Raw genomic sequence first — 23,467 nt, 5'->3', positions numbered from 1 at the left:
TTTATATCGGCGCAAGCGTGGTAGCCTGGGGTCCGTTCAGATCACACCGAGGAGGCCGCCATGGGCATCGCCGACGACGCGGTCGAGATCCGCGCGCAGGGTTGGCGCACCCTCGCCGCCCTGCACGGGCTGATCGAGACGTCACTGGAGCGGGCCCTGCAGGCCGGCCACGACCTCTCCGTCGTGGAATACACGGTGCTCGACGCGCTGTCCCGCCAGGACGGCTGGCACATGCGGATGAGTCAGCTCGCCCGCGCCGCCGCGCTCTCCGGCAGCGCCACCACCCGGCTGGTCACCCGCCTGGAGCAGCGGGGGCTGCTCACCCGCATCCTCTGCGCCGACGACCGGCGCGGCATCTACACCGAGCTGACCCCGGCCGGTTCCGAGCTGCTCGCCCAGACCCGACCGACCCACGACCGGGTGCTCACCGACGCGCTCGCCCAGGCGGAGGCCACCCCCGAGCTGGCCCCGCTCGTCGACGCCCTGCACCGGCTGCCGGTCACCGGCTGACCGCCCCGCCGGCCCCGGCCACACCGGGCGTACGGTACCCGCAGCCCCACCGGGACCGCCGCGCCAAGGAGGCAGCCGATGCAGGACCGCACCCCTCGTCCCGAGGAGCTGGAGCCGATCGAGCGCGCCGGCATCGACGAGCTGCGCGCCCTGCAACGCGACCGACTGCGCTGGTCGTTGCGGCACGCGTACGACAATGTGCCGCACTACCGACGGGCGTTCGACGCGGCCGGCGTGCACCCGGACGACTGCCGGGATCTCGACGACCTGGCACGCTTCCCGTTCACCGGCAAGGCGGAGCTGCGGGAGAACTACCCGTTCGGCATGTTCGCCGTACCCCGGGAGCGGGTCGCCCGCCTGCACGCCTCCTCCGGCACCACCGGCCGGCTGACAGTGGTCGGCTACACCAGTGACGACCTGCGCACCTGGGCGCGACTGATGGCCCGCTCGATCCGCGCCTCCGGCGGCCGCCCCGGCGACCGGGTGCACGTCGCGTACGGCTACGGGCTCTTCACCGGCGGCCTGGGCGCGCACTACGGCGCCGAGGAGCTGGGCTGCACTGTCATCCCGGTCTCCGGGGGCATGACCGAGCGTCAGGTCATGCTGATCCGCGACTTCGAGCCCGAGGTCATCATGGTCACGCCCAGCTACCTGCTGGCCATCGTCGACGAGATGCGCCGCCAGGGCATCGACCCGCGTGCCACAGCACTGCAGGTGGGCATCTTCGGCGCCGAGCCGTGGACCGAGGACATGCGCCGCGAGATCGAGCAGCAGCTGGACATCCACGCCGTCGACATCTACGGGCTCTCCGAGGTGATGGGCCCCGGCGTGGCGACCGAGTGCGTCGAGACCAAGGACGGCCTGCACCTCTGGGAGGACCACTTCTACCCGGAGATCATCGACCCGGTCACCGGGGCGGTGCTGCCCGACGGCGAGCGGGGTGAGCTGGTGTTGACCTCCCTGACCAAGGAGGCGATGCCGGTCGTGCGCTACCGCACCCGCGACCTGACCCGGCTGCTGCCCGGCACCGCCCGACCGATGCGCCGGATCGAGAAGATCACCGGCCGCACCGACGACATGATGATCCTGCGTGGGGTGAACATCTTCCCCACCCAGATCGAGGAGCTGATCCTGCGCACCCCGCAGCTCTCGCCGCACTTCCAGTGTGTCCTCGATCGACACGGCCGGCTGGACACCCTCACGGTGCGGGTGGAACGGCGAGCCGGCGTCGACGTGGACGCCGCCGAGCGGGCCGGCGAGGCGCTGGTTCAGCTGGTGAAGAACACCATCGGCGTGAGCGTGGCGGTCGACGTCCTCGCCCCCGACGCCGTGGAACGGTCGATGGGCAAGATGCGCCGCATCGTCGACCAGCGGCCTGCCTCGCTGTCGTCGTCGACATAGGATCGTGCCCATGCGCGTGCTGGTGGTCTCCGCCCCGCTCGTCGGGCACGTCTTCCCGCTGGTGCCGCTGGCGGTCGCCCTCCGCGACGCCGGCCACGACGTGCTGGTGGCCACCGGCGGCGGAGCTCTGGCCGCCGCCGAGGCGGGCCTGCCGGTGCACGACATCGCGCCGGGCTTCGACTTCCGCCGGATCGCGCTGCGGATCCTTCCCCGTCACCCGCTGATCGCGCGGGCGGAGATGGCCGGCACCGCCGGCACCCGGGGCGCCGGCCTGCTGTTCGGCGCGCTCAACGACCAACTCGTCGACCCGGTGGTCGCGCTGGCCACCCGGTGGCGGCCGGATCTGGTGCTGTACGAGCCGTTCGCGGTCGCCGGTGCGGTGGCCGCCGCGCGGCTCGACGTGCCGGCCGTACGCCAGGAGAACGCCCTCTTCGACGGCCGGGACCTGGTCCGGGCCACCGTCGCCCGACTCGGCGCGGCGCTGCGCCGCCACGGCCTCACCGAGCTGCCCGCGCCGGCCGCCGCCCTGGCCGTGGCCCCACCCAGCGTTGCCACGCAGGGCGGCTGGCCGATGCGCTACACGTCCTACGTCGGCGGCGGGGAACTGCCGGCCTGGTTGCGCGAGCCGGGTGAGCGCCAGCGGATCCTGGTCACCCGCAGCACCCTCACCGGCCCCGGCGACCGGGGGCCGATGCCCGCCGTGGTGGCCGCCGCGGCCGAGGTGGACGCCGAGATCGTGCTGGTCCGCCCCGACGAGCGGTCGGCCCGCTCGGTGCCCGGCAACGTGCGGGTGGTCGGCTGGATTCCGCTCGACGAGGCCCTACCGGCGAGCGCGGCGCTGGTGCACCACGGTGGCGCGGGCAGCGCCCTCGGCGCTTTCGCCGCGGGCCGGCCGCAGCTGGCCACCACGGGCCCCGGGGACCGGCGGCACAACGCCGAGCTGGTGGCCCGCCGGGGCGCCGGCCTGGCGCTGCGCCCCCGGGACATCACCGCGGGGGCACTGACCCGGCTGCTCACCGACGAGCGCCTGCGGACCGCTGCCGCGCAGGTCAGCCGCGAGATCGCCGCGATGCCGCCACCGACGGACCTGGTCGCGCGGCTGGCGGCACTGGTCTGACGCCACCCCGCGTGGCCGCCCCTGATGCACCGTCGACTGCGGCAGGATGACCGGATGCGACACGTCGTGCTGTTCCACTCCGTGTACGGGCTGCGGCCCGCCGTGCGCGCCGCCGCCGACCGGTTGCGCGCCGCCGGGCACCAGGTCAGCACCCCCGACCTGTACGGCGTCCCGGCCACCGGCACCGTCGAGGAGGGCTTCGCGCTCCTCGACAAGATCGGCCAGGAGGTGGTGCTGGACCGGGCCCGCGACGCGCTGCGTGACCTGCCACCGGAGACGGTGCTCGGCGGCTTCTCGATGGGCGCCGGGGTGGCCGGGGCGCTGCTGGCCGAGCGCCCCGACGCCGCCGGCCTGCTCCTGCTGCACGGCACCGGCGGCGCCCCGGACGCGGTCCGACCCGGGCTGCCGGTGCAGCTGCACCTCGCCGACCCCGATCCGTACGACGCGCCGGACGAGGTCGACGAGTGGCGGCAGGCGCTGACCGACGCCGGCGCTGACCTGACGGTCTTCCGCTATCCGGGCGTGGGCCACCTGTTCACCGACCCGGACGTGGCCGACTACTCCCCGGACGCGACCGCGACGGCCTGGCCGCGCGTGCTGGCCTTCCTGGCCGCCCGCTGAGCACCCGTCCCGCTGACCGCGCCTGGGTGGTGCTCGCCGACCACACCGGACGGTCACCCGGTCCCGTGGGACGTGCCATCTCCCTCCGTCACGTCACGGCCCACGCCGTCGTCGGTGACCGGGCGGGCTCTCCAGGCGAGGGCGGACCGTGGTGGGCGACCTACGGCTTCAGCACGATCTTGCCTCGCGCACGGCGGGACTCACTGAGCTCGTGGGCGGCGGCCGCCTCTTTAAGAGAGAACACCGCCGCGACCGGCACTGTGAAACGACTCCGCTCGGCGAGTTCGCCGGCGGCGGCGATTCCTGCGAGCGCCGGTGTGTCAGCGCCGGGGCCAGAGCCGCGCGACAGGTGCACGCCGTAGGCCTCGGCGTTGATGTCGGCGATGCTCACCACCCTGTCCGGGTCGCCGACCAGGCCGACCAGGTCTGGCAGGGAACCAGAGCCGGCGCAGTCGAGTACGACATCCACCCCGCCGGGCAACAGAGTGTGGACCCGTTCGGCCAGCCTGGGGCCGTAGGTGGTCGGGATCGCCCCGAGCGAGGCGACGAGGTCATGGTTGCGGTCGCTGGCTGTGCCGATGACGGCCGCACCGCGTGCGACCGCGAGCTGGACCGCTGTCGTACCGACCCCGCCGGCCGCGCCCTCGATCAACAGCGTGGTGCCGTCCCTGACGCCCAACCGGTCGAGCACTCGGGTGGCCGTCTCGATGTTGCCCGCCGCGCCGCCGGCCTGCTCCCAGCTCAGGGCGGCCGGCTTCGGTGCCCACGCGGCCAGGACGGCGTACTCGGCGTTCGCTCCGCCCATCTGGGCGTAGTCCGTGATCCCGAAAACCTCATCGCCCACCCGCGCCGTGGTCACCCCGTCACCGATCTCGTCCACCACGCCGGCGGCGTCGACACCGGGCACGTGCGGCAGGCGGAGCGGGATCCATTCCTGGAATCGCCCGGCGCGCACGTAGGTGTCGGCCGGATTGACACCCGAGGCCCGAACCGCCACCCGTATCTGGCCGGCTCCGGCGTGCGGTTCCGGTGCCTCCGATACCTTAAGGACACTCGCGGGACCGTACTTCGAAAATTGCAAAGCCCTCATGCCCACGGACGCTAACGCACGCCGCTGTCCGCCTCGCTAAAGTGAGAGCCGTGACCGATCGTTTGCCTCACGCTCTTCGCTCCGACGCCCTGGACAACCGCGAGCGCATCCTCGAGGCCGCCCGCGCGGTCTTCGCCGTTGACGGCCTGGACGTGCCGATGCGGGTGGTCGCCCGGCGGGCCGGGGTTGCACCCGCCACCCTGTACCGCCGGTTTCCGACCAAGGAGATGCTGGTCACCGAGGCATTCGCAGAACAGATGTACGCGTGTCGCGGCGTCGTCGACGAGGGCCTTGCCAATTCGGATCCATGGCGCGGTTTCTGTCTCGTGATCGAGAAAATGTGTGAACTGCACGCACGTGACCGGGGCTTTACCGCAGCTCTTATGTCGACCTTTCCCAAGGCGGTTGATTTCGAGGCGCGCCGTGAATACGCGCTCAGAGCGATCGACGAGCTGGCCCGCCGGGCGAAGGAAGCCGGTCGCCTGCGCCGCGACTTCGTCCTGGACGACGTCATCCTCGTGCTCATGGCCAACAGCGGAATCCACGCGAGCTCGCCGACTACCCAGGTCAGCGCCTCCCGGCGCTTCGCCGCGCTCGCCATCTCGGCATTTCACGCCTCCCCGGATGTCTCGCCGCTCCCGCCCGTGGCGCGGTTGGCGCCCCCGGCGTCGGTTCCAGACCCGGCCGGGTGAGCCGGTTCTCCCGGCGACCCGGCTGGCCGGGATTCCGGCTCGGACCGCCGCGTCGATGGCCGGCCCAGCCGTCGGGCGAGCCGCCGGCCCAGCCGCGTCGGGCGAGCCGCCGACCTTGCTCAGCCGACGGTGGCGCCGATGCGCGGGGGCGTGGCGGTGCCGTGCACCCGCTTGGCGTGGCTGGCGAACAGCCGGGGCGCGATGAGCGGCATGAGCAGCCGGGCCGGCAGCGGAGCGTGCGCCAGCACCGCCTTGACCACCTCCGGGTCGCCCTCGTACATGGCCAGGCCGAAGGCCAGCGGGAGCTGCTTCTTCGGGGACTTGCTCATGCCGTGCTCGCCGAGCTGCATCCACTCCCGGGCGGTGACGTGCCGTTGCGCCAGCGGCAGGATCTCGCTCTCCTCCAGGGCCATGTGCTCGATCAGCGCGGCGCGTAGCTGCTCCAGGGCGTCCGCGAGCTGTTCACCGCCGCGCGCGGTGCGACGCCACTGGGGGAGGAGGGCGACCACCGTCGCGTGGGCGTCCTCAATGGCGTGGTGCTGCGCCTCCATGGTGGGCACGATCGCCGCGGCTGCCGCGCCGCCGCGCTCCAGCAGCCGGGGCCAGAGCAGCAGGTCCTCGCCCTCGTGGTGCAGGTGCAGGATGTGGCAGAGCATCTCGGCGTGGGCGCCGACGACCTCCGCGCGCGTGGCGTCGCCCGGGGTGACGTCACGGACGAGCTGCGGCAGCAGGCTGAATTCGCGACGGAGCGCCGAGTGCGCCATGTACATGTCGCGTACGTCGGCCATGGCTTCGCGGTGGTTCTGGTTCACGGTGACCTTTCCGAGGGATCAACTGGCACAGATCTGTTGATCATGCTCGGTGCCACTTGGAACCGGCTTGGAATCCGCCAGCAGTGACGGTCAGCGGACCATCGCCGCGGTCGCCTCGGCCAGCCAGTGCGGCGACTCCCACCGGCGGGCGACCCGCGCGGCGAGGGTGAAGTGCCGGGTCGCCTCCTCGGTGCGGCCCACCAGCCGGAACAGCTCCCCGAGCGTCAGCGCGACCGGCCGCACGACTGCCGCGGTGGTGGAGAAGCCGGCCAGTTGGTCGCGTACCGGGAGCAGCGCGTCGATCACGGGTGGGGCCAGGTCCCGTCGACCCAGCGCCACCACGACCATCCCGCGTACGCTGAGCAGCGCCGACTCGAAGTAGTCCGGGCGGTAGGTGTGCCCTCCGATCGGCATGGCCCGCGCCTCGTCCAGGCGTCCGCTGCCGATCAGCGCCAGCGCCAGCAGGTCGTCAACGATCGGACCCAACGACCCCCGTATCCGCCGGGTCGCCTCCAGGTGCTCACCGAACCGTCCCTGGCTGATCAGCAGGGTGCCGGTGGAGAAGTAGTGGAAGGCAGCGGCGTGCAGCGAACCCTGCCGCCGCATCTGCACGGCGACCTGGTCGTAGTGCCGCCGCGCGGCGGCGAAGTCGCCGGCGATGTGCGCGAGGGCGCCCAGCGAGCACAGGTTGATCGTCTGCGCCTCGTTGAGCTGGTACGTCTCGGCCAGCCACCCCTGCCGGGCGACGCTGCGGCGCAGCTCGTCCGGCTCGTTCAGGGCGGCAGCGCAGTGGCCCAGCGCCTGCTCGGCGACCGAACGGTAGGTCACCAGCCCGTGCGCGTCGGCGAGGTCACGCAGCTCAAGGGCGAAGGCCCGACGCTCCGGCGCCTCCCGCTCGTAGCTCATGGTGCGCAGCCGCGCGGCCAGCCCCAGGGCGCGCAGCTCGGGGTCACCCAACCGCTGCGAGAGGGCCAGCGCCTCCCGTCCGGCCGCCACGCCGCGCGGATCGGACTCGCCGTCCAACTCGCTGGCCAGCGCCTCCAGCAGCCGGCAGCGGGCGACCGGGTCCAGGTCGTCGGCGCGCAGCAGCCTGGTGACCAGCTCGACGACCCGGTGGTCGACCACGCCGTACTCGTGGGTCAACCACGGGGTGGGGACGGTCCACGCGCTGAACGCCGCCACCAGCAGGTCGTCGCGGCCGGACGCCGCGGCGACGTCGATCGCCCGAGCCCGGGTCTGCCGGGCGGCCGCCACCGCGCCGGCCCGCGCCTGGGCGCGCAACAACCGCCCGAGCAGGTCGACCCGGAGGGCGTCGCGGTCCCCGGCGACAGTGGCGGCTGCCTCGACAGCATTGCCGAGCAGCTCGATCGCGGCGTCGTACGCGTACCGCCGCTCGGCCAGTTCGGCGGCCCGGACGGCGTAGTCGACGGCGAGCGGCGCGGTGTCGGCCGACGCGGCGCGGGCGTACTGGTGGGCCAGGGCGGGGTAGTCGTCGGGCCGCAGCCGGCGGGTGGCGGCGGCGATCCGCGCGTGCAGGCGGGTGCGGCGCAACTGCGGCAGGTCGGTGTAGATGGTGTCGCAGACCAGGCCGTGTACGAACCGCACCCGCCCGGGCGCCGGTTCGGTGAGCAGTCCGGCGGCCAACCCGGCTTCCAGCGCCCGCAGGACGGTGCCCTCGTCGGTGCCGGCGGCGTCGACGAGCGTCGACACCTCGGCCTCCCGCCCCACGGCCGAGGCGAGACGCAGCACCGAGACGACAGTCGACGGGAGGCGGGAGAGTCGTCGGCGCAGCACGTCGCGTACGCCCTCGGGCACGTCGGAGGTGGCCACGAGCGTGCCCTCGGCGGCGAGCAGCCGCGCCGACTCCCGGACGTAGAACGGGTTACCGCCGGTGCGCTCGGCCAACGCGGTGACCGTGTCCGGGTCGACGGTGCTCCGGGCCAGCGCGCCGAGCAGCCGTTCGACCTCTGACGAGCTCAGACCGCCCAGCGGGATCCGGTGGGGTGACCGGCGGGCCAGGACGGCCATCGTGTCGGCGAGCCGCTCGGTGTTGTCGGCCGGCCGCAGCGCCGCGACGAACAGGACGCTGCCGCTGGTCATCTCGGTGAGGCTCTGCAACAGCAGCAACGTCTCGGCGTCGGCGGCGTGCAGGTCGTCGAGGATCACGGTGACCGGTCTGCGGGCCGCGGCGGCGTCCAACCAGGCGCCGACGGCGCGGTGCAGCCGGAACCGGCCGGCGGTGACGTCGCCGCCGGGCGCACCGTCGCCCCCACCGAGCAGCGGGGCGAGCGCCGGTGCGAGGTCACCCGGGGGTGTCTGTTCGGCGAGTTGCCGCAGCGCCTCGACCCACGCCCAGGCCGGCGGGGCGCCGTCGACCTCGGGGCAGCGGCCGACGGCGACCAGCCAGCCGTCCGCGGTCAGCTCGTCCCGAAACCGGGTGAGCAGGCACGTCTTGCCGGCCCCGGCCTCACCGCTGAGCAGGGCGACGCGCGGCCCGCCCGCCACCGTCTCGGCGGCTGCCTGCCGCAGCGCCCGCAGCTCTGCCTCCCGGCCGACGAAGACCTCCTCCGGCACCGGCGGCCGGGCGCGTGCCGCTGTCGCCGGCACCGGTGGCAGCAGGTCGAGTCGCTGGCCCAGGATGGCGGACTCCACCTCGACCAGCGCCGGACCGGGGTCCAGTCCGAGCTGGTCGGCCAGGGTCGCCCGGGCCCGGCGCAGCGCGGCCAGCGCGTCGCCCTGCCGACCGGTACGCCACAACGCCAGCGCCAGCAGCCGCCAGCTCTCCTCCCGCAGCGGCGCCTGCCGGGTCAACAGCTCCGCCTCCGGCACCGCCTCGGCCGCGTCGCCGCAGCGCACCGTCACGTCGAGCAGCAGCTCCCGGGCGCCGAGCCGCAGCTCCTCCAGCCGCAGCACCTCCGGCTGCGCCCACGGCTCACCGGCGAACTCGGCGTACGCCCGACCGCGCCACAGCTCGAGCCCGCCGTTGAGCAACCGACGTGCCCGGCCCGGGTCGGCGGGGCCGACCGCACGCGCCTCGGCGAGCAGCGTCTCGAACCGACCGGCGTCGACGGCGTCGGCGGGCAGCCGCAGCGCGTAGCCAGGTGGCGCGGTGACCAGGACCCGGGCCGGCGCCCGGCGCTCGCGGGTCGGCTCCAACAGGCGGCGCAGGTGCGAGACGTACGCCTGCAGGGAGGCGATCGCCCGGGGCGGCGGGTCACCCCGCCACAGATCCTCGATCATCTGCCCGACGGAGACGACCTCGCCGCGGGCCGCGAGCAGGAGCGCGAGCACGGCGCGTTGACGGGGGCCGCCGAGGTCGACCGGCCCGCCTGTGTCGACCTCAACCTCAAGCGACCCGAGCACCCGTAGCAGCATGACGAACCAATCCTAGTCGCGCTCGCGAGCCGCCCATCGGCTCCCGCTGGACACCGGGCAGCCAGCTCACGGCGGGCGCGGGCGGGGGCGGGGGGCTCCCACCGCGCGGGGCACCGCAGGATGCGCCTTGTTCGATACGGTGGCGCCACCATCACGATCCTCGACGGGGGCCTGACGATGACCACGACGGCCTTCGACGAATATGAACGGTCGCGCTGGGCCGGGCGCGCGGGGGCGTACGACAGCAGTCTCGCCGCGCTCTGCGCGTACCCCGCGCCAGCGTTGTTGGACGCCGCCAACGTCGGGGCGGGCACACGGGTGCTCGACGCGGGCACCGGCTCCGGCACGGTGGCCAGGCTGGGATGCGCTCGCCATGCCACGGTCGTCGCCGTCGACGCCGAGCCCAGCATGGTCGAGTTGGCGCGCGACCGCGTTCCGTCGGCCGACGAGGTCCGCGTCGCGGCTCTGCCCCACCTCCCGTTCGCCTCCCGGTCGTTCGACGCGGCGGTGGCGAACTTCGTGATCAATCACGTGGGCGATCCGCTGGCCGCGATCACCGAGCTGCGACGGGTCGTCCGGTCGGCGGGTCGGGTCGCGGTCACCGTGTGGCCGCACCCCCCGCCCGAGGCGCAGAGCCTCTGGGCTGAGGTCTTCGACGCCGCTGGTGTCGAACGGCGCGCCGCCGCCCCGACGGTGGACGCCGACCGGGACTTCCCGCGTACCCCTGACGGGGTGGCCGGCCTGCTCGACGGGGCCGGCCTCGTCGACGTGCGCTGCCAGACGGTCAGCTGGGCGCACCGCACCGACCCGGAGGCCTGGTGGCGTGGCCCCGCCAACGGCATCAGCAAGCCAGGTCTGGTGCTGGAGACCCAGCCGGCGGCCATGATCAGCCGCATTCGTGCCGCGTTCGACGAGGTGACCGCCCGCTACCGTGGCCCCGACGGCCTGCTCGCGCTGCCGACCGCGGCACTGCTGGCCTCGGCGTCCGTACCCTAAGCATCCCCACCCCCACCCCCACCGCGCCGATCTTGCAGTTTCGGCTGTCGATATCAGTGGGATGCCGCTTATGCCGGGACAGCAAGTGCAAGATCGCCGCCCAGGTCCGTCGATCATGGAGTTGTGGTGCCCGACTTGTTCATCGCCAAGGCGTTTGTCACCCACCACAACTCCATGATCGGCAGGGCAGGGCGGGGATGCCCACTGTCAGGCGGAGGCTGGCAGGCCGTCCAGTGGGCGGGTCAACGGCGGGCGGGGTAGTGCCCGCACCACGCCCGGCGGAGTGCCGGCGTCGGCGAGTGTCAGGTGCCCGGCCGAACTCGCCGGCGTGGGGCGGACCGGCGCGGCGGGCCGTCCGACGTCCCGGGACGAGCTACCGCCCGGAGTTACGGACACCGCTGGAGCCGGCGTCGGCGGTACGTCACCAGCCGAGGCGACGGCTCGGAGCCGGCGGGGGCCCACCGTGCGCTCGGCACCGGGACCCGGCGCGGCGGGACGGGTGGCCATCGTCGGGGTGGGGTTGGCTCGCCCCAGCGCGGTCGGGCCGGTGACACCGCCCGGCCCCGCCGAGGCCAGCGCCGCGAAGACCGCGTCGAGGCGGCCGGTCCGAGCGCCAACGGTGTCGAGGCGCACGATCTCCGCGCTCCTCGCCGCCGAGCCGTTGACCGCCCCACCGCGCGGGTCGTCGTTGCGTCGCACGCTGTCGAGGTGCGACACGCCGGCAGCCCGGCGTTGGAAGACAGCCCGCAGGGCGCGGGGCAACCGCTCGGCGGCGACCTGGCGCAGCGCGGGAGCGGCGAACGCGTACCCGTCGACGTGGTGGGGGAGCAGCAGCCCCGCGGCGACCAGACCGCGGAGCGTGGGTGCGGACCGCCCGGGCGTCCAGCCGAGTGCCTGGTCCACGGCCGCCCCGGAGATCAGACCACCGAGGGTGCCGGCGGCCATCAGCACCGCCCGCCGCTCACCGTCGAGGTGGTCCAGCTCGGCGCCGACGGCCCGGCGTAGCGCCTCGGGCAGCGGGAGCGCCGCCGGATCGGCACCGTCCACCAGCGACGTGACGTACGCTGCCGCGTGCCCGGGTCGGCCTCCCACCAGCGGCAGCAGCCGGTCGACCAGGGCCACCGGCTGCCCGGCCCGGGTGAGCAGGTGGCGCAGCAGCCGTCCGGACTGCACAGTGGCCAGCGGTCCGATCGTCAGCTGGCGGGCCGGACCCGGCCGGCTGTCTGCCCACTGGGGCTGGTGCACGGTGAGCATGGCCAGCGGCAGCCCGCGCTCCGTCGCCGCGCCGAACAGCGTGTGCAGGAAGCGGCTCACCATGGGCGCGGCCCGGTCCAGGTCGTCGACGGCCACGATCAGCGGTCGGTGGGCGGCCAGCCGCAGCAGGACCTCGCGGCAGATCGCCGCGCCGGCGAGGGCGGCGGCCGAACCGTCCGGGGTGGTCAGCATCCGCTGGAGCGCCGGGACGGCGGTGGCCACCCGGGTCGGCGGGAGCAGCGGCGTCAGGGCGGCGACGAGGCGGTCGTGGGTCGCCGCCGGGCCGTCGCTGTGCCGGATCCCGGCGAGGCTGCGGAGCAGGTGCGCGACCGGCGCCAGCACCTGATCGGGGTACGGCTGACAGGTCGCCACGCACCAGCGGACCGGCATCCCATCCACAGTGGTCAGCCCATGGGTCAGCTCGTGCAGCAGCCGGCTGCGGCCGCTGCCGGTGGGGCCGACCAGTGAGATCCAGCGGGGTGTCCGGTTTCGGATGGCAGCGCCCAACTGGTCGCGGATGGTGGCCAGTTCGCGGCGCCGACCGATCAACGGGCCGTCGTGCCGGTCGGCGCCGGGGCGTACCGGCCCGACGGCGTGCCAGACCGGCATCGGCGGCACCCGACCGGCGACCGGCACCGGCGTCAGTTGACGCTGGGTGATCAGGCCGGCGGTGGCGCGGGCGGTGGCCGCGCAGAGCGCGACGGCACCGGGCGCGGCGTACTCCTGCAGGCGGGCTGCGGAGGTGATCACCGCGCCGCTGGCCACGCCGTGCCCGCCGGTGACGACATCGCCCAGGTCGACCACTACCTCGCCGGTGGCGACACCGACCCGGACGCGCAGCCTGATGCCGTCGACCATGGGCCGTCGGTCCAGCGCGGCCTGGATCTCGAGCCCGGCGCGCACCGCCCGGTACGCGTCGAAGCCGTCGGAGTGCCGAGCGCCGAAGAGCGCCATCACGGCGTCGCCGATGTACTTCTCGACCACGCCGTGCCAGCGGTGCAGCACACCGGCGACGGTGTCGAAGTAGGCCCGCTGCAACGCTCGGACGTCCTCGGGGTCGAGCCGGTCCACCAGGGCCGTGGAGCCGACGATGTCCGCGAAGAGGACGGTGACGACGCGCCTCTCCTGGGGTACCGGCCAGAGCGGGGTGACGGTCCGTTGCGTGTCGACGTTGATGCTGGTGGTCATGGGTGTCGCACCGGCCTTTCTCCCCGCTGTTGCCTGATCACCTCCGGAGATTGGCACTAGTGGGCCGACGGGGGATCTGCCGAACGACGTATGTCGGCCACCTGCAACCTTTAGTCGCAAAGTCGACGCGAGGAGTACCACAAGCGGTGGGCGGCCGTAGAACGGTGTGGGGCCCTGTGATTAGGCTGCGTGGCATGGTCAGCGATGTGGACACCGCACCGCTCGTGGGCCGGGCCGAGCTGGTGCAGACGGTTCGGTCCGCGTTGCTCGGTGACGCCGCGCACGGGCAGACCGCGGCGGTCTTCCTGACCGGCGAGAGCGGCGTGGGAAAGACCCGGCTGTTGGGCGAGATCGGCGAGCGTCTACGGGATCGGGGCGCCGTGGTGCTCACCGGCAGCTGCCTGGACATCGGCGACGCCTCCCCGCTGCACCCGCTGTTGCAGGCGTTGCGCCGGTTCGACAGCGAGGTGTCCACCTCGCCCGCCCGCACCTCCTCGGCGGTGCGAGGGCTGTTGCAGATGTTCGCCGACGAGACCGCCGGCCCGGACGGCGCCGGCGCGTTGCTGGAGCGGGTCTCCCGTGGTCTGCACCTGATCGCCGAGGGTCGCCCGCTGGTGCTGATCCTCGACGACCTCCAGTGGGTCGACCGCAGCACCCGGCAGCTCCTGCTCTACCTGCTCGCCGGCCTGGGTGATCTTCAGTTGTCGGTGCTGGCGGCGGTGCGCGCCGAGTCGTTGCAGGGCGCGCACCCGCTGCGCCGGGTGCTCACCGAGCTGCGGCGGCTCCGCACAGTGCGGGTGCTCGACCTGGCGCCGCTGGGCCGGGCCGACACCGAGACGCTCGCCGCCGCGGTGGTCGGCCGGACGTTGAGCGCCGACGCGGCCGAGCAGGTGTGGCAGCGCAGCGGTGGCAACCCGTTCGTCATCGAGGAGCTGGCCCGGGATCTGCGCGACGGCCGCGACGGCCTGTCCGAGACGCTGCGGGAGATCTTCCTCGACCGGGTCGACGCGCTGCCCCAGCACGCGCACGCCGTGGTGCACGCGGTGGCCGCCGGGGTCGAGCCGGTGCAGCACTGGCTGCTGGCCGAGGTGCTGCGGATGCCGGAGGACGAGCTGATCGCCGCGGCCCGGGCCGCTGTGGCGCACCGGCTGCTGGTCGGCGCCGACGAGGGCTACCGGCTGCGGCATCGCCTCGTGGCCGAGGTGCTGGCGCACGAGCTGCTGCCGGCCGAGCGCTCCGGGCTGCACCGCCGCTACGCCGAGGCGCTGACCACCGCGCCGGGTGAGCTGCACCAGGCCCGGCTGGCGCACCACTGGCGGCTGGCCGGTGAGCCGGCGCGGGCCCTGCCGGCGGCGGTGGCCGCCGCCCAGGAGGCCGAGCGGCTGCACGGTTACGCCGAGGCGCACCGGCACTGGTCGGCGGCGTTGCAGTTGGCCGCCGAGCCGGGCCCGCTGACCGTGGACCGGGTCGAGTTGCTGGAGAACGCCGCCGAGGCGGCCCACCACTGTGGGGAGCACGCCCGGGCGTTGGCCCTGCTGGAGGAGTTGGCCACGCTGCGCGGTGGCGAGCCCAGCTGCGCGCTGCACATCCGCCGGGCCCGCTACCTCGCCGCCGCCGGTCGCTCCGCGCTGGCCGAGGAGGAATACCAGCGGGCGCTGAAGGCGGAGGACTGCTCCCCTCGGGACCGGGCCAGCGCCGCCGCCCGTTTGGCCGAGCTGCTGCTGCACCTGGGTCGCTACGCCGACGCCGGTGAGCGGGCCCGCGAGGCGTTGGCGTTGGCCGAGAACGTGGCCGGCTCGGCCACCGAGGTGGTGCTGGCCAGTTCGGCGTTGGGTTTCAGCGACGCCTGTCTGGAAGACCCGGACGCTGGTCTGGCGGTCATGCGCGACGCCCTCGACACCGCCGAGCGGGCCGGTCAGCCCGAGGACGTGGCCTGCGCGTACCTGCACCTGGCGGAGCTGCTGACCGGGCCGCTGAACGTCCTCGAAGAGGGCGTGGTGGTGGCTCGACGGGGCGCCGAACGGGTGGCCGAGCTGGGGCTTGGTCGCACCTGGGGCACCCGGCTGCTGGCCATCGCCATCAACGGGCTGTTCCGGGTGGGCCAGTGGGCCGAGGCGGAGAAGGTGGTGGCCGCGGCCCTGCGGCACCGACCGTCCGGTGCGGACGCCGTGGAGCTGCTGCTGGCCCGGTGCCGGCTGTCGGTGGGCTACGGCGACATCGAGGCCGCCGGTCGGGACCTCGACGCGGTGGCCACCCTGCTCGCCGGCGGCGGGGCGCGACACGTCATTCCGCTGCTCACCCTGCGTTCCGGGCTGGCCATGTGGGAGGGCCGGCACGACGTGGCACGGCAGGCGGTGCAGCGCGGCCTCACCGAGAGCCGTTCCGACGACGTCATGATCCTCTCCGCGCTGGTCTGGCACGGTCTGCGCGCCGAGGCTGAGGCGCACGCCAGCCGCACTGTGGAGGTGGACCCGACGGCGGTGCGCCGGCTACGGGACGTGGCCGAGCGGGTGGCCCGCAAGAGCGCCGGTGCCGCCCGGCCGGTGCGCTCGGTGGTGGAGGGCTTCCTGGCGCTGTGCGCCGCCGAGGTGAGCCGCCTCGACGACAGCGACCCGGAGCTGTGGGCCGCGTCGGCGGCGGAGTGGGATCGACGCAATCACCCCTATCCGGCGGCCTACTCGCGGCTGCGGCAGGCCGAGGCGCTGCTGGCTCGGCGCAGCCGGGTGGCCACCGCCGGCAAGCTCCTGCGGGAGGCGTACCGGGTGGCGCAGGGGTTGGGCGCCGTGCCGTTGACCTCGGAGATCCGCGAGCTGGCCGGGCGGGCCCGGGTGTCGCTGGACGAGCGCGACAGCACCACCGGTGCACGCAGCGTTCCGGTCGAGGCATCCGACGACGAGTTGGCGGCGCTCACCGCCCGGGAGCGGGAAGTGCTCGCCCTGGTCGCCGAGGGGTTGACCAACAGGGAGATCGGGCAGCGGCTGTTCATCAGCGAGCGGACCATCGGGGTGCACGTGTCGCACATCTTCGACAAGCTCCAGGTTCGTACCCGTGTGCAGGCCAGCGCGATCCAGTTGCGCAACCAACGGGGCTGACCGACCCGACCACTGAAGTACGTATCCCGGCGCGTGTGCGCGCCGGGATACGTCGTTTTACTGATCCGGTGGCCCGGTGTCGGCTGAGAGGCTGGGCCGCGTCGACGACGGCACGGGGGATGCCGCCGACCACAATGGAGGAGAAATGATCGAACCGGTCTGGGGGCCCGTGCACCGGGACATCGTCGACCTGCTCGCCGATCATCCCGCGGACGTGCCGGCCGTGGTCGATCATCTGACCAAGCTCCAGGACATGCTGGTCCGGCTGCCACCGTTGGAGGCCAGTTGCCCCCTCGCTGACTTCAACAAGCTCTACCTGACCATCACCAGCAGTGTGCTGGACGGGTTGTACGACGACCGCTTCGTCGACCCGGCCTTCCTCTCCCGGCTCGACGTCGAGTTCGCCGCCCGGTACTTCGACGCGATGCGGCTGTGGACCGACTCCAGCCCCGGCACCCCGAAGGCGTGGTCGTGTCTCTTCGAGCGGATGCGGGGGCCGGATGCCCGCCCGCTGCCGTCGGCGGCGGCCGGGGTGAACGCGCACATCAACTTCGACCTGCCGTTCGCACTGGTGACCACGTTCGATCACCTGGAGTCGGAGCCGGTCGACGGCAGCGACCAGCACCGCGACTACCTCGAGATCAACAACATCTTCGCGGACAAGATCCCCGGGCTGCGCCGGGGCTACCTGGAGCGGTGGCAGCTGCTCATCGACATGCTCAATGGCGACATCGACGACTGGTACCAGGGGGAACTGGTCGAGTACACCCGCGATGTCGCCTGGCGTAACGCGCAGAAGATCTGGCGGTGCCGGCACGATCCGGACGCCCGCGAGTGTGAGCGCACGCGGTTGGACGACAACGCCGCGGCGCTCGGCCGGTTGCTGCTCTCGCCCCTCGGGGCGTTCCTGCAGTAGCCGGGACGGGGGGCCCCCGCGCTCCGCCCCGTGGGGGGCGGCGGAGCGCGGGGGCGCGTTCCACCAGTTCCACCCCGCGTACCCGCCCGAAGCCGGGTCGGTCACGCAGGGGACAGCCGGTCGGCCCCGGGGGGTGTCGACCGTCTGCCACCGTCGGCCGGCCCGGGGGGTGTCGGCCGGCGGTGGGGGAGCGCCGGAACGAGGTCACGTCGACGCCGTGCGGATCGGGGGGTGTCGGCGGGCTCGGATCGGGTACGCCCGCGCCATGACCGTCCTGGCCCGGCGTCGGCCCGCCGCCCGCCCTCGGCCCGCGCGGCCCGGCCCCCTGCGGCCGGGCGGCCCGGTGTCGCGCCCCACCGCTCGGCCCGGCGCCCGATGACCGGCGTCGCGGCCCGATTTCGGTTCCGCTTCGACCCGGTGTTCCGTCCGGTGCTGGCGCTGCTCGGGGTCCGCCCGGCGACGGCCTGGGTCGCCGTGACCGAACGGGACCTGATGATCCGGTACGGGCCGTGGCGGCTGCGGACCGACCGGGGCAACGTCACCGCCGTCGAGCTGAGCGGGCCGTACCGCTGGTGGCGGGCGATCGGCCCGCACCTGTCGCTGGCCGACGGCGGTGCGACCTTCGGCAGCAGCACTGCCGGCGGGATCTGCCTGCGCTTCGGCGTGCCGGTGCCGGCGCTGCTGCCGGGAGGGCGACCCCGGCACCCGGCGGCCACTGTGACGGTCGCCGACCCACCCGCGCTGGCCCGCCTGCTCGCCGTCGCGGACCTGTCCTGAGCAGGCCGAACAGGTGCCCGGTTCCGCCGACCGGGTGTCGGCGCACCGCCTACCGTCAGATCAGGACCTGTGAGGGTGGGACTGGCGATGGCTGACGAGCACCCGGCGAAACCACGGCGCTGGAACGGGCGCCGCCACGCACCGAGCGGCCCGGACCCGGCGCTGCGGGCGGCCCGCGATCCGGCCCGCCCACACCGGGGCGGCCGGCAGGGCGTCGTGGTGCCCGAACGCGTGCCCACCCCGGCCCGCTCGGCGCCGCCGGCCAGCCCGCTGCGCCGGTGGCTCTTTCAGCACCAGGTGCAGCCGCCCGGCCCGGAGGCGACCGAGGGACAGAACCGTCGGCACGCCTGGTGGCAGGTGATGTGCCTGACCGGCGTGGACTACTTCTCCACGCTGTCGTACCTGCCGGGCATCGCCGCGGTGGCGGCCGGGGCGCTCTCCCCGCTGGCGACCCTGTTGATCGTCGTGCTCACCCTGTTCGGCATGCTGCCGATGTACCGGCGGGTGGCCCACGAGAGCCCGCACGGTCAGGGTTCGGTGGCGATGTTGGAGCGGTTGTTGCCGTTCTGGCGGGGCAAGATCTTCGTCCTCGTGCTGCTCGGCTTCGTGGCCACCTCCTGGATCATCACGATCACCCTCTCCTCGGCCGACGCCACAGTGCACCTGCTGGAGAACCCGTACCTGCCGGACGTCCTGCACGGCTCCCTGGTACCGGTCGTGGTGACTGTGGTGCTGCTGCTCATCCTCGGCGGGGTGTTCCTGCTCGGGTTCCGCGAGGCGGTGGTGGTGGCCATCCCGCTGGTGGCGGTCTTCCTGGTGCTCAACGCGGTGATCGTCGTGGTCGCGGTGGCCCGGATCGTCGCGGACCCGGGCATCGTTTCGAACTGGACGGCCGCGGTGACCTCGACCGGTGGCGGACCGGGGCACGTGCTGCTCACCGCCGTGTTGGCGTTTCCGCTGCTGGTGCTGGGGTTGTCCGGTTTCGAGACCGGGGTCAGCATGATGCCGCTGGTGGCGGCCGACGGCCCGGACAAGCAGGCCCGGCTCGCCGCCCGGATCCGCAACACCCGTCGGCTGCTCACCACCGCCGCGTTGATCATGTCTGTGTACCTGATCTCGACGACCTTCGTGACCACGGCGCTCATTCCGGCGGAGGAGTTCCGGCCGGGTGGCGGCGCGAACGGGCGGGCGCTGGCGTTCCTGGCGCACACCTACCTGGGGGAGGTGTTCGGCAGCGTCTACGACGTGAGCAGCGTGCTCATCCTCTGGTTCGCCGGCGCCTCGGCGATGGCCGGGTTGATCAACATCGTGCCGCGCTACCTGCCGTCGTACGGCATGGCGCCGGAGTGGGCGCGGGCGGTGCGCCCAGTGGTGATCGTCTACACCGTCGTCAGCGTCGCCATCACGATCGCCTTCCGCGCCGACGTCAACGCCCAGGCCGGGGCGTACGCCACCGGGATCCTGGCCATGATGGTCTCCGGGGCGGTGGCGGTGACGATCTCCGCGGCCCGTCATCACCGGCGCGGCTCCGCGATCGGCTTCACGGTGCTGACCCTGGTGCTGTTGTACGCGCTGCTGGAGAACGTCATCGAACAGCCGGACGGCATCACGATCTCCGCGCTGTTCATCCTCGGCATCATCGTGGTCTCGTTGGTCTCCCGGGTCACCCGGACCACCGAGCTTCGCGCCGAGCGGATCGAGTTCGACGAGGCGGCCCGTCGGTTCATCACCGAGTCGCTGGCGCACGACGGGCAGCTGCACCTGATCGCGAACAAGCGGCAGAAGGGGTCGGTGAAGGAGTACACGATCAAGGAGCGGGCGCAGCGCGGGATGAATCCGGTGCCCGGGGCCGCGGACGTGCTGTTCCTGGAGATCGATGTGGTCGATCCGTCGGAGTTCAGTCAGGTGCTGCGCGTGCACGGGATCGAGGTGGGCGGCTTCCGGGTGCTGCGGGCCAACAGCCCGGCCGCGCCGAACGCCATCGCCGCGATCCTGCTGGCCCTGCGCGACGCCACCGGGGTTCGGCCGCACGCGCACTTCGAGTGGTCCGAGGGCAGCCCGATCGCGCACCTGGCGCGCTACCTCATCCTGGGTCGGGGGGACACCCCGCCGGTGGTGCGGGAGATCATCCGCCGGACCGAACGGGACCCGTTGCGTCGGCCCGGCATCCACGTCGGCGGGTGACATCGATGCTGGTTTGATGGTTTTGAAGATGAAAGAGGGGACTATTCACGTTCACGCCTTCCTGTCCGTATTGCGGACCTATCGTGACGTTTAGTAGCCGGCGAACACGTCGAGCCCCCCGCGCCCGAATCGGCGCGCGGTCACGTCACGTACGCAGGAAGGTAGGCACCGTTGATGTCCACGTACCGAGAGGGAGACCGCGCGACCCGACCCAGACGGCGGTCCCGATGGTTCTTAGCCAGCGGCTTGCTGGCGGGGAGCCTGGTCGTGGGAGCGGCCGGAGCGGCCGCCGCCGCCGACCGTGCCCTCACCCTCCCCGGTCTGGCCCGGCTGACCCCGGCAGCCGATGACGACCGCCGCGACGGCGACCGGCAGGGTCCGCAGCCCGGCCCGGACGACGCGGAGCGGGCCCGCCCGACCACCCCGGGCACCGGCAAGCGCGGTGTCGTGTCGGTGCCGTGCGACGCCGCGAAGCTGGTGGCGGCGCTGGTCACCGCCAACGCCGCGGGCGGCGGCGAGCTCCGCCTCGCTCCCAAATGCCGGTACACCCTCACCGAGGCGTTCCACGAGACCGACCAGTACGACGGTGGGATCCGTGACGCCCGGGAGGCCGCCGACGCCGCGGAGACACCCGGCGACGCCGAGGCGCCCCCGCACAACCCGGCCGACGACACCGCTGGCCTGCCGGTGATCTACCAGCCGATCACTATCGACGGCGCGGGCGCCACCATCGCCCGGGCCGCCCAGGCCGCCTCGTTCCGCTTCTTCACCGTCCGCGACGGCGGCGAGCTGACACTGCGCGACGTGGAACTGCACAACGGCCGCTCGGCCATCGAGGGCGGCAGCGTGCACGTGGTGCACGGCGCCACCGCCGTGGTGGAACGGGTCACCGTCACGCAGAGCACCTCGCTGTCGCCCGAGGGGGGTGGCGGCGGCATCTTCAACGACGGCAACATGGTCGTCACCGACTCCACGTTCGTCGGCAACAGCGCCTCCGGCGCCGCGGGCAAGGGCGGGGGCCTGCTCAACGGCGGTGTGCTGACGCTGAAGCGCTCGGAGTTCCACGGCAACAGCGCCAACGCCTACGGCGGCGGGTTGGGCAACTACCGCGGTGCCGCCGACGTGGAGAGCGTTTCCTTCACCCGGAACAGCGCCGCCCAGGGTGGCGGGCTGGCCAGCTTCTCGGCCCGGACGAAGGTCTCCGACACCGAGTTGCTGAACAACACCGCGCAGGTCGGTGGCGGTGCCGCCAACTCCGACGCGGTGCTGGTGATGCGCATGATGACCATCCGTGGCAACACGTCCACACTCAACGGCGGCGGCGTCTCGACAGTGAAGGGCCTGACGCCGATCGACGACAGCGTGATCGACGGCAACACCACCCACGGCCTCGGAGCCGGCGTCTACGCCGAGAAGGCGAACCTGCTGGTCCGCGGCAGCGACGTAACCCGTAACGAGGCTGTCGGCGCCGCGTCCCAGGGCGGCGGCATCTACGCCAACGCGGGCTCGGTGGCCATCTACACCAGCAAGGTCACCCACAACGCGTCGACTGTGAAGCCCGGCGGCATCTTCGGCATGCACGCCCAGATCAAGATCGACGATGAGAGCGTGGTGGTCGAGAACGAGCCGACCAACTGCGAGGGCAGCCAGGTGCCGATCGCGCACTGCTTCCGCTGAGCGTCGACCCGCGCACCATCCCGAGCGCGTTCATCCTGAGTGCACCGCCCGTCCGGACGATCGTCCGGACGGGCGGTGCGTCGTCACGTGCCGCCCACGGCCTCTCGCCGACCGCCGATCCCTGCGGCCAGCGACGCTGCCGCGAACAGATGTCGGGCGCAGCTTGGCGCCGCCGCCGACGTGCTCCCCAGCGCGGCGTCAACCCACCGCCCGCAGACGGTCGGCGAGGTCGCCGGCGAAGAAGTCGAGGAAGCCGTCCGGGTCGGGGCCGGCGTTCTGCAGGACGATGTGGTCGAAGCCGGCCTCGACGTACGACCGGACCTTGGCGACGTGCGGTTCCGGGTCCGGGCCGATGGCGAAGAGCTGCCGGATGTGCTTCTCCTCGACGTACGCGCTGGCCGCGTCGAAGTTGACCGGGTTCGGCAGTTCGCTCATCACCTTCCAACCGGTGACCATCCATCGGCTCGTCTGCAACACGGCCTGCACCGCCTGTTGTTCGCCGGTGGCCCAGGCCAGGGGCACCTCGGCGTAGCGGGGGCCCGCACCCTTGGCGCGGCGGTAGTGCTCGATGATCGACGCGTCCGGTTCGGTGGCGAACAGGCCGTCGCCCAGTTCGGCGGCGAGCCGCGCCGACGCCTCACCGCTGGCCGCCACCGCGATCACGGGCAGGGTGTCCGGCAGGTCGAAGATCCGGGCGTCCTCCAGTTGCAGGTGCCGGCCCTCGTACGACTGGTAGCCGCCCTGCCAGAGCAGCCGGATGATCTCCAGCGCCTCGCGCAGTCGCTCGTGTCGCCCCCGCACGCTGGGGAAGCCCTGCCCGACCACGTGCTCGTTGAGCCGCTCCCCGGCGCCCACCCCCAGGGTGAACCGGCCGTCGGAGATCAGCGCCATGGTGGCCGCGGCCTGCGCGATGATCGCCGGGTGGTAGCGGACGGTCGGGCAGGTGACCCCGGTGGCCAGGCGCAGGGTGCTGGTCTTGGCCGCGATGGCGCCGAGCACGCTCCAGGTGAAGGACGAGTGCCCCTGAGCGTCCAGCCACGGGTGGAAGTGGTCGCTCATCTCGACGAAGTCGAAGCCGGCCCGCTCGGCCAGGACGGCCTGCCGGATGATCTCCTGCGGCCCGTACCCCTCCGAGGCCAGCTTGTAGCCGATCTGCATGCCCACACTCCCGATCCCGTTCGCTGACTGGAAGCATCGGCGGTTCCCGGCTCCGGCGCTGACAAACGCCGTGGAATCGCAAACCAGCCTCCTAGGATGCCCTAGACGGTGTGCGGTGGGCCACACCGAGCACGAAGAGCCACCTCCGACCACCGGACATCGCGACGAGCCGGTCGGCGAGCAGTGCGGCGAGTGCCGCCGGGCCGATGTCCTCCCGACGGATCAGGGCGAAGGCGTGCGCGGCCCGGGCGGGCATCCCGTACATGGCGCTGAGGAGAGCCACGTCGTGCAGGGCCGCGACAGTGCTCCTGCGTGACCTCGCCGAACGGCAACGGCCCGTGCCTCCCTGCGGGGCACGGGCCGGTCCACGTCTGTCGTCTACTTGGAAGGCTCGGGCAGCTTGCAGTCGACCTTCGGGTTGGCGCCGATGTAGTTCAACGGCCCGGCCACGATGGTGACCAGGATCGTGCCGGCCTCGGCGCAGTTGGTGTCGTCGCCGCTGTAGTAACCGCGCTGGCCACCGGCGATGGCGCCGATCACCAACCAGATCACGACGATGACTCCGAGAATCGAGGTGCCGCGCATCGCTGCCTCCTGAGGTATGTGG

Annotated in this window: 18 protein-coding genes; 11 read left to right on the top strand and 7 right to left on the bottom strand. The window is 73.1% G+C overall.

Features of this window, described 5'->3' with window-relative positions; all coding sequences use genetic code 11:
• The first annotated feature begins 60 nt into the window (after positions 1 to 60).
• The 4 genes from AB0B94_RS21550 (at position 61) to AB0B94_RS21535 (ending at position 3,649) form a co-directional block, all read left to right on the top strand.
• Positions 61 to 510 (top strand): MarR family transcriptional regulator, encoded by a 450-nt coding sequence (locus AB0B94_RS21550; RefSeq protein ID WP_357282725.1) that lies wholly within the window; start codon positions 61 to 63, stop codon positions 508 to 510.
• 78 nt (positions 511 to 588) lie between these two features.
• Complete coding sequence (paaK, locus tag AB0B94_RS21545; protein ID WP_357282722.1) at positions 589 to 1,911, top strand: phenylacetate--CoA ligase PaaK; 1,323 nt, start codon at positions 589 to 591, stop codon at positions 1,909 to 1,911.
• A 10-nt stretch (positions 1,912 to 1,921) separates the two neighbouring features.
• Positions 1,922 to 3,028, top strand: a complete 1,107-nt coding sequence (locus AB0B94_RS21540) for a nucleotide disphospho-sugar-binding domain-containing protein (RefSeq protein WP_357282718.1) — start codon at positions 1,922 to 1,924, stop codon at positions 3,026 to 3,028.
• A gap of 54 nt (positions 3,029 to 3,082) precedes the next feature.
• Positions 3,083 to 3,649, top strand: coding sequence for a dienelactone hydrolase family protein (locus AB0B94_RS21535; RefSeq protein ID WP_357282716.1), 567 nt, complete (start codon positions 3,083 to 3,085; stop codon positions 3,647 to 3,649).
• 160 nt (positions 3,650 to 3,809) lie between these two features.
• Here the strand turns inward: AB0B94_RS21535 and AB0B94_RS21530 are convergent, their stop codons facing one another.
• Entirely contained in the window at positions 3,810 to 4,739 is a 930-nt protein-coding gene (locus tag AB0B94_RS21530) for an NADP-dependent oxidoreductase (protein ID WP_357282713.1), read from the bottom strand.
• 50 nt (positions 4,740 to 4,789) lie between these two features.
• Here AB0B94_RS21530 and AB0B94_RS21525 point away from each other — a divergent pair, with 50 nt between their 5' ends.
• The gene (locus tag AB0B94_RS21525) at positions 4,790 to 5,431 is read left to right on the top strand and encodes a helix-turn-helix domain-containing protein (protein WP_357282710.1); all 642 of its coding nucleotides are present in this window, start codon (positions 4,790 to 4,792) and stop codon (positions 5,429 to 5,431) included.
• A gap of 119 nt (positions 5,432 to 5,550) precedes the next feature.
• Here AB0B94_RS21525 and AB0B94_RS21520 read toward each other — a convergent pair whose 3' ends face one another.
• Positions 5,551 to 6,243 carry a hemerythrin domain-containing protein gene (locus AB0B94_RS21520; protein WP_357282706.1) on the bottom strand — a complete coding sequence of 231 codons (693 nt, stop codon included), beginning with the start codon at positions 6,241 to 6,243 and terminating at the stop codon, positions 5,551 to 5,553.
• Positions 6,244 to 6,333: 90 nt separating this feature from the next.
• Positions 6,334 to 9,618, bottom strand: coding sequence for a BTAD domain-containing putative transcriptional regulator (locus AB0B94_RS21515; RefSeq protein ID WP_357282704.1), 3,285 nt, complete (start codon positions 9,616 to 9,618; stop codon positions 6,334 to 6,336).
• A 120-nt stretch (positions 9,619 to 9,738) separates the two neighbouring features.
• Between AB0B94_RS21515 and AB0B94_RS21510 the strand changes: the two genes are divergently transcribed.
• Positions 9,739 to 10,614, top strand: a complete 876-nt coding sequence (locus AB0B94_RS21510) for a methyltransferase domain-containing protein (RefSeq protein WP_357282700.1) — start codon at positions 9,739 to 9,741, stop codon at positions 10,612 to 10,614.
• A gap of 207 nt (positions 10,615 to 10,821) precedes the next feature.
• Here AB0B94_RS21510 and AB0B94_RS21505 read toward each other — a convergent pair whose 3' ends face one another.
• Positions 10,822 to 13,056 carry an adenylate/guanylate cyclase domain-containing protein gene (locus tag AB0B94_RS21505; protein ID WP_357282698.1) on the bottom strand — a complete coding sequence of 745 codons (2,235 nt, stop codon included), beginning with the start codon at positions 13,054 to 13,056 and terminating at the stop codon, positions 10,822 to 10,824.
• A gap of 194 nt (positions 13,057 to 13,250) precedes the next feature.
• Here AB0B94_RS21505 and AB0B94_RS21500 point away from each other — a divergent pair, with 194 nt between their 5' ends.
• The 5 genes from AB0B94_RS21500 to AB0B94_RS21480 all read left to right on the top strand — a co-directional run bounded on the left by AB0B94_RS21500 (position 13,251) and on the right by AB0B94_RS21480 (position 21,702).
• Positions 13,251 to 16,148 carry an AAA family ATPase gene (locus tag AB0B94_RS21500; RefSeq protein ID WP_357282695.1) on the top strand — a complete coding sequence of 966 codons (2,898 nt, stop codon included), beginning with the start codon at positions 13,251 to 13,253 and terminating at the stop codon, positions 16,146 to 16,148.
• Positions 16,149 to 16,293: 145 nt separating this feature from the next.
• Complete coding sequence (locus tag AB0B94_RS21495; protein WP_357282693.1) at positions 16,294 to 17,064, top strand: DUF5995 family protein; 771 nt, start codon at positions 16,294 to 16,296, stop codon at positions 17,062 to 17,064.
• A gap of 375 nt (positions 17,065 to 17,439) precedes the next feature.
• The gene (locus AB0B94_RS21490; protein ID WP_357282691.1) at positions 17,440 to 17,841 is read left to right on the top strand and encodes a hypothetical protein; all 402 of its coding nucleotides are present in this window, start codon (positions 17,440 to 17,442) and stop codon (positions 17,839 to 17,841) included.
• An 87-nt stretch (positions 17,842 to 17,928) separates the two neighbouring features.
• Positions 17,929 to 20,025 (top strand): amino acid transporter, encoded by a 2,097-nt coding sequence (locus tag AB0B94_RS21485; protein ID WP_357282688.1) that lies wholly within the window; start codon positions 17,929 to 17,931, stop codon positions 20,023 to 20,025.
• Positions 20,026 to 20,199: 174 nt separating this feature from the next.
• Entirely contained in the window at positions 20,200 to 21,702 is a 1,503-nt protein-coding gene (locus AB0B94_RS21480) for a hypothetical protein (RefSeq protein ID WP_357282686.1), read from the top strand.
• A 198-nt stretch (positions 21,703 to 21,900) separates the two neighbouring features.
• Here the strand turns inward: AB0B94_RS21480 and AB0B94_RS21475 are convergent, their stop codons facing one another.
• The 3 genes from AB0B94_RS21475 to AB0B94_RS21465 all read right to left on the bottom strand — a co-directional run bounded on the left by AB0B94_RS21475 (position 21,901) and on the right by AB0B94_RS21465 (position 23,445).
• Positions 21,901 to 22,860, bottom strand: coding sequence for a TIGR03557 family F420-dependent LLM class oxidoreductase (locus AB0B94_RS21475; RefSeq protein ID WP_357282683.1), 960 nt, complete (start codon positions 22,858 to 22,860; stop codon positions 21,901 to 21,903).
• 91 nt (positions 22,861 to 22,951) lie between these two features.
• On the bottom strand, positions 22,952 to 23,125 hold the full coding sequence (locus AB0B94_RS21470; RefSeq protein ID WP_357282681.1) for a hypothetical protein: 174 nt from the start codon (positions 23,123 to 23,125) through the stop codon (positions 22,952 to 22,954).
• A 113-nt stretch (positions 23,126 to 23,238) separates the two neighbouring features.
• Positions 23,239 to 23,445, bottom strand: coding sequence for a hypothetical protein (locus AB0B94_RS21465; protein ID WP_007460667.1), 207 nt, complete (start codon positions 23,443 to 23,445; stop codon positions 23,239 to 23,241).
• Positions 23,446 to 23,467 lie beyond the last annotated feature (22 nt).

This window comes from Micromonospora sp. NPDC048986 (assembly GCF_040649335.1).
Classification (GTDB): Bacteria; Actinomycetota; Actinomycetes; order Mycobacteriales; family Micromonosporaceae; genus Micromonospora; species Micromonospora alfalfae.
Note: the sequence above shows the minus strand (reverse complement) of the source record. Positions and strands in the feature narration are given on the sequence as shown.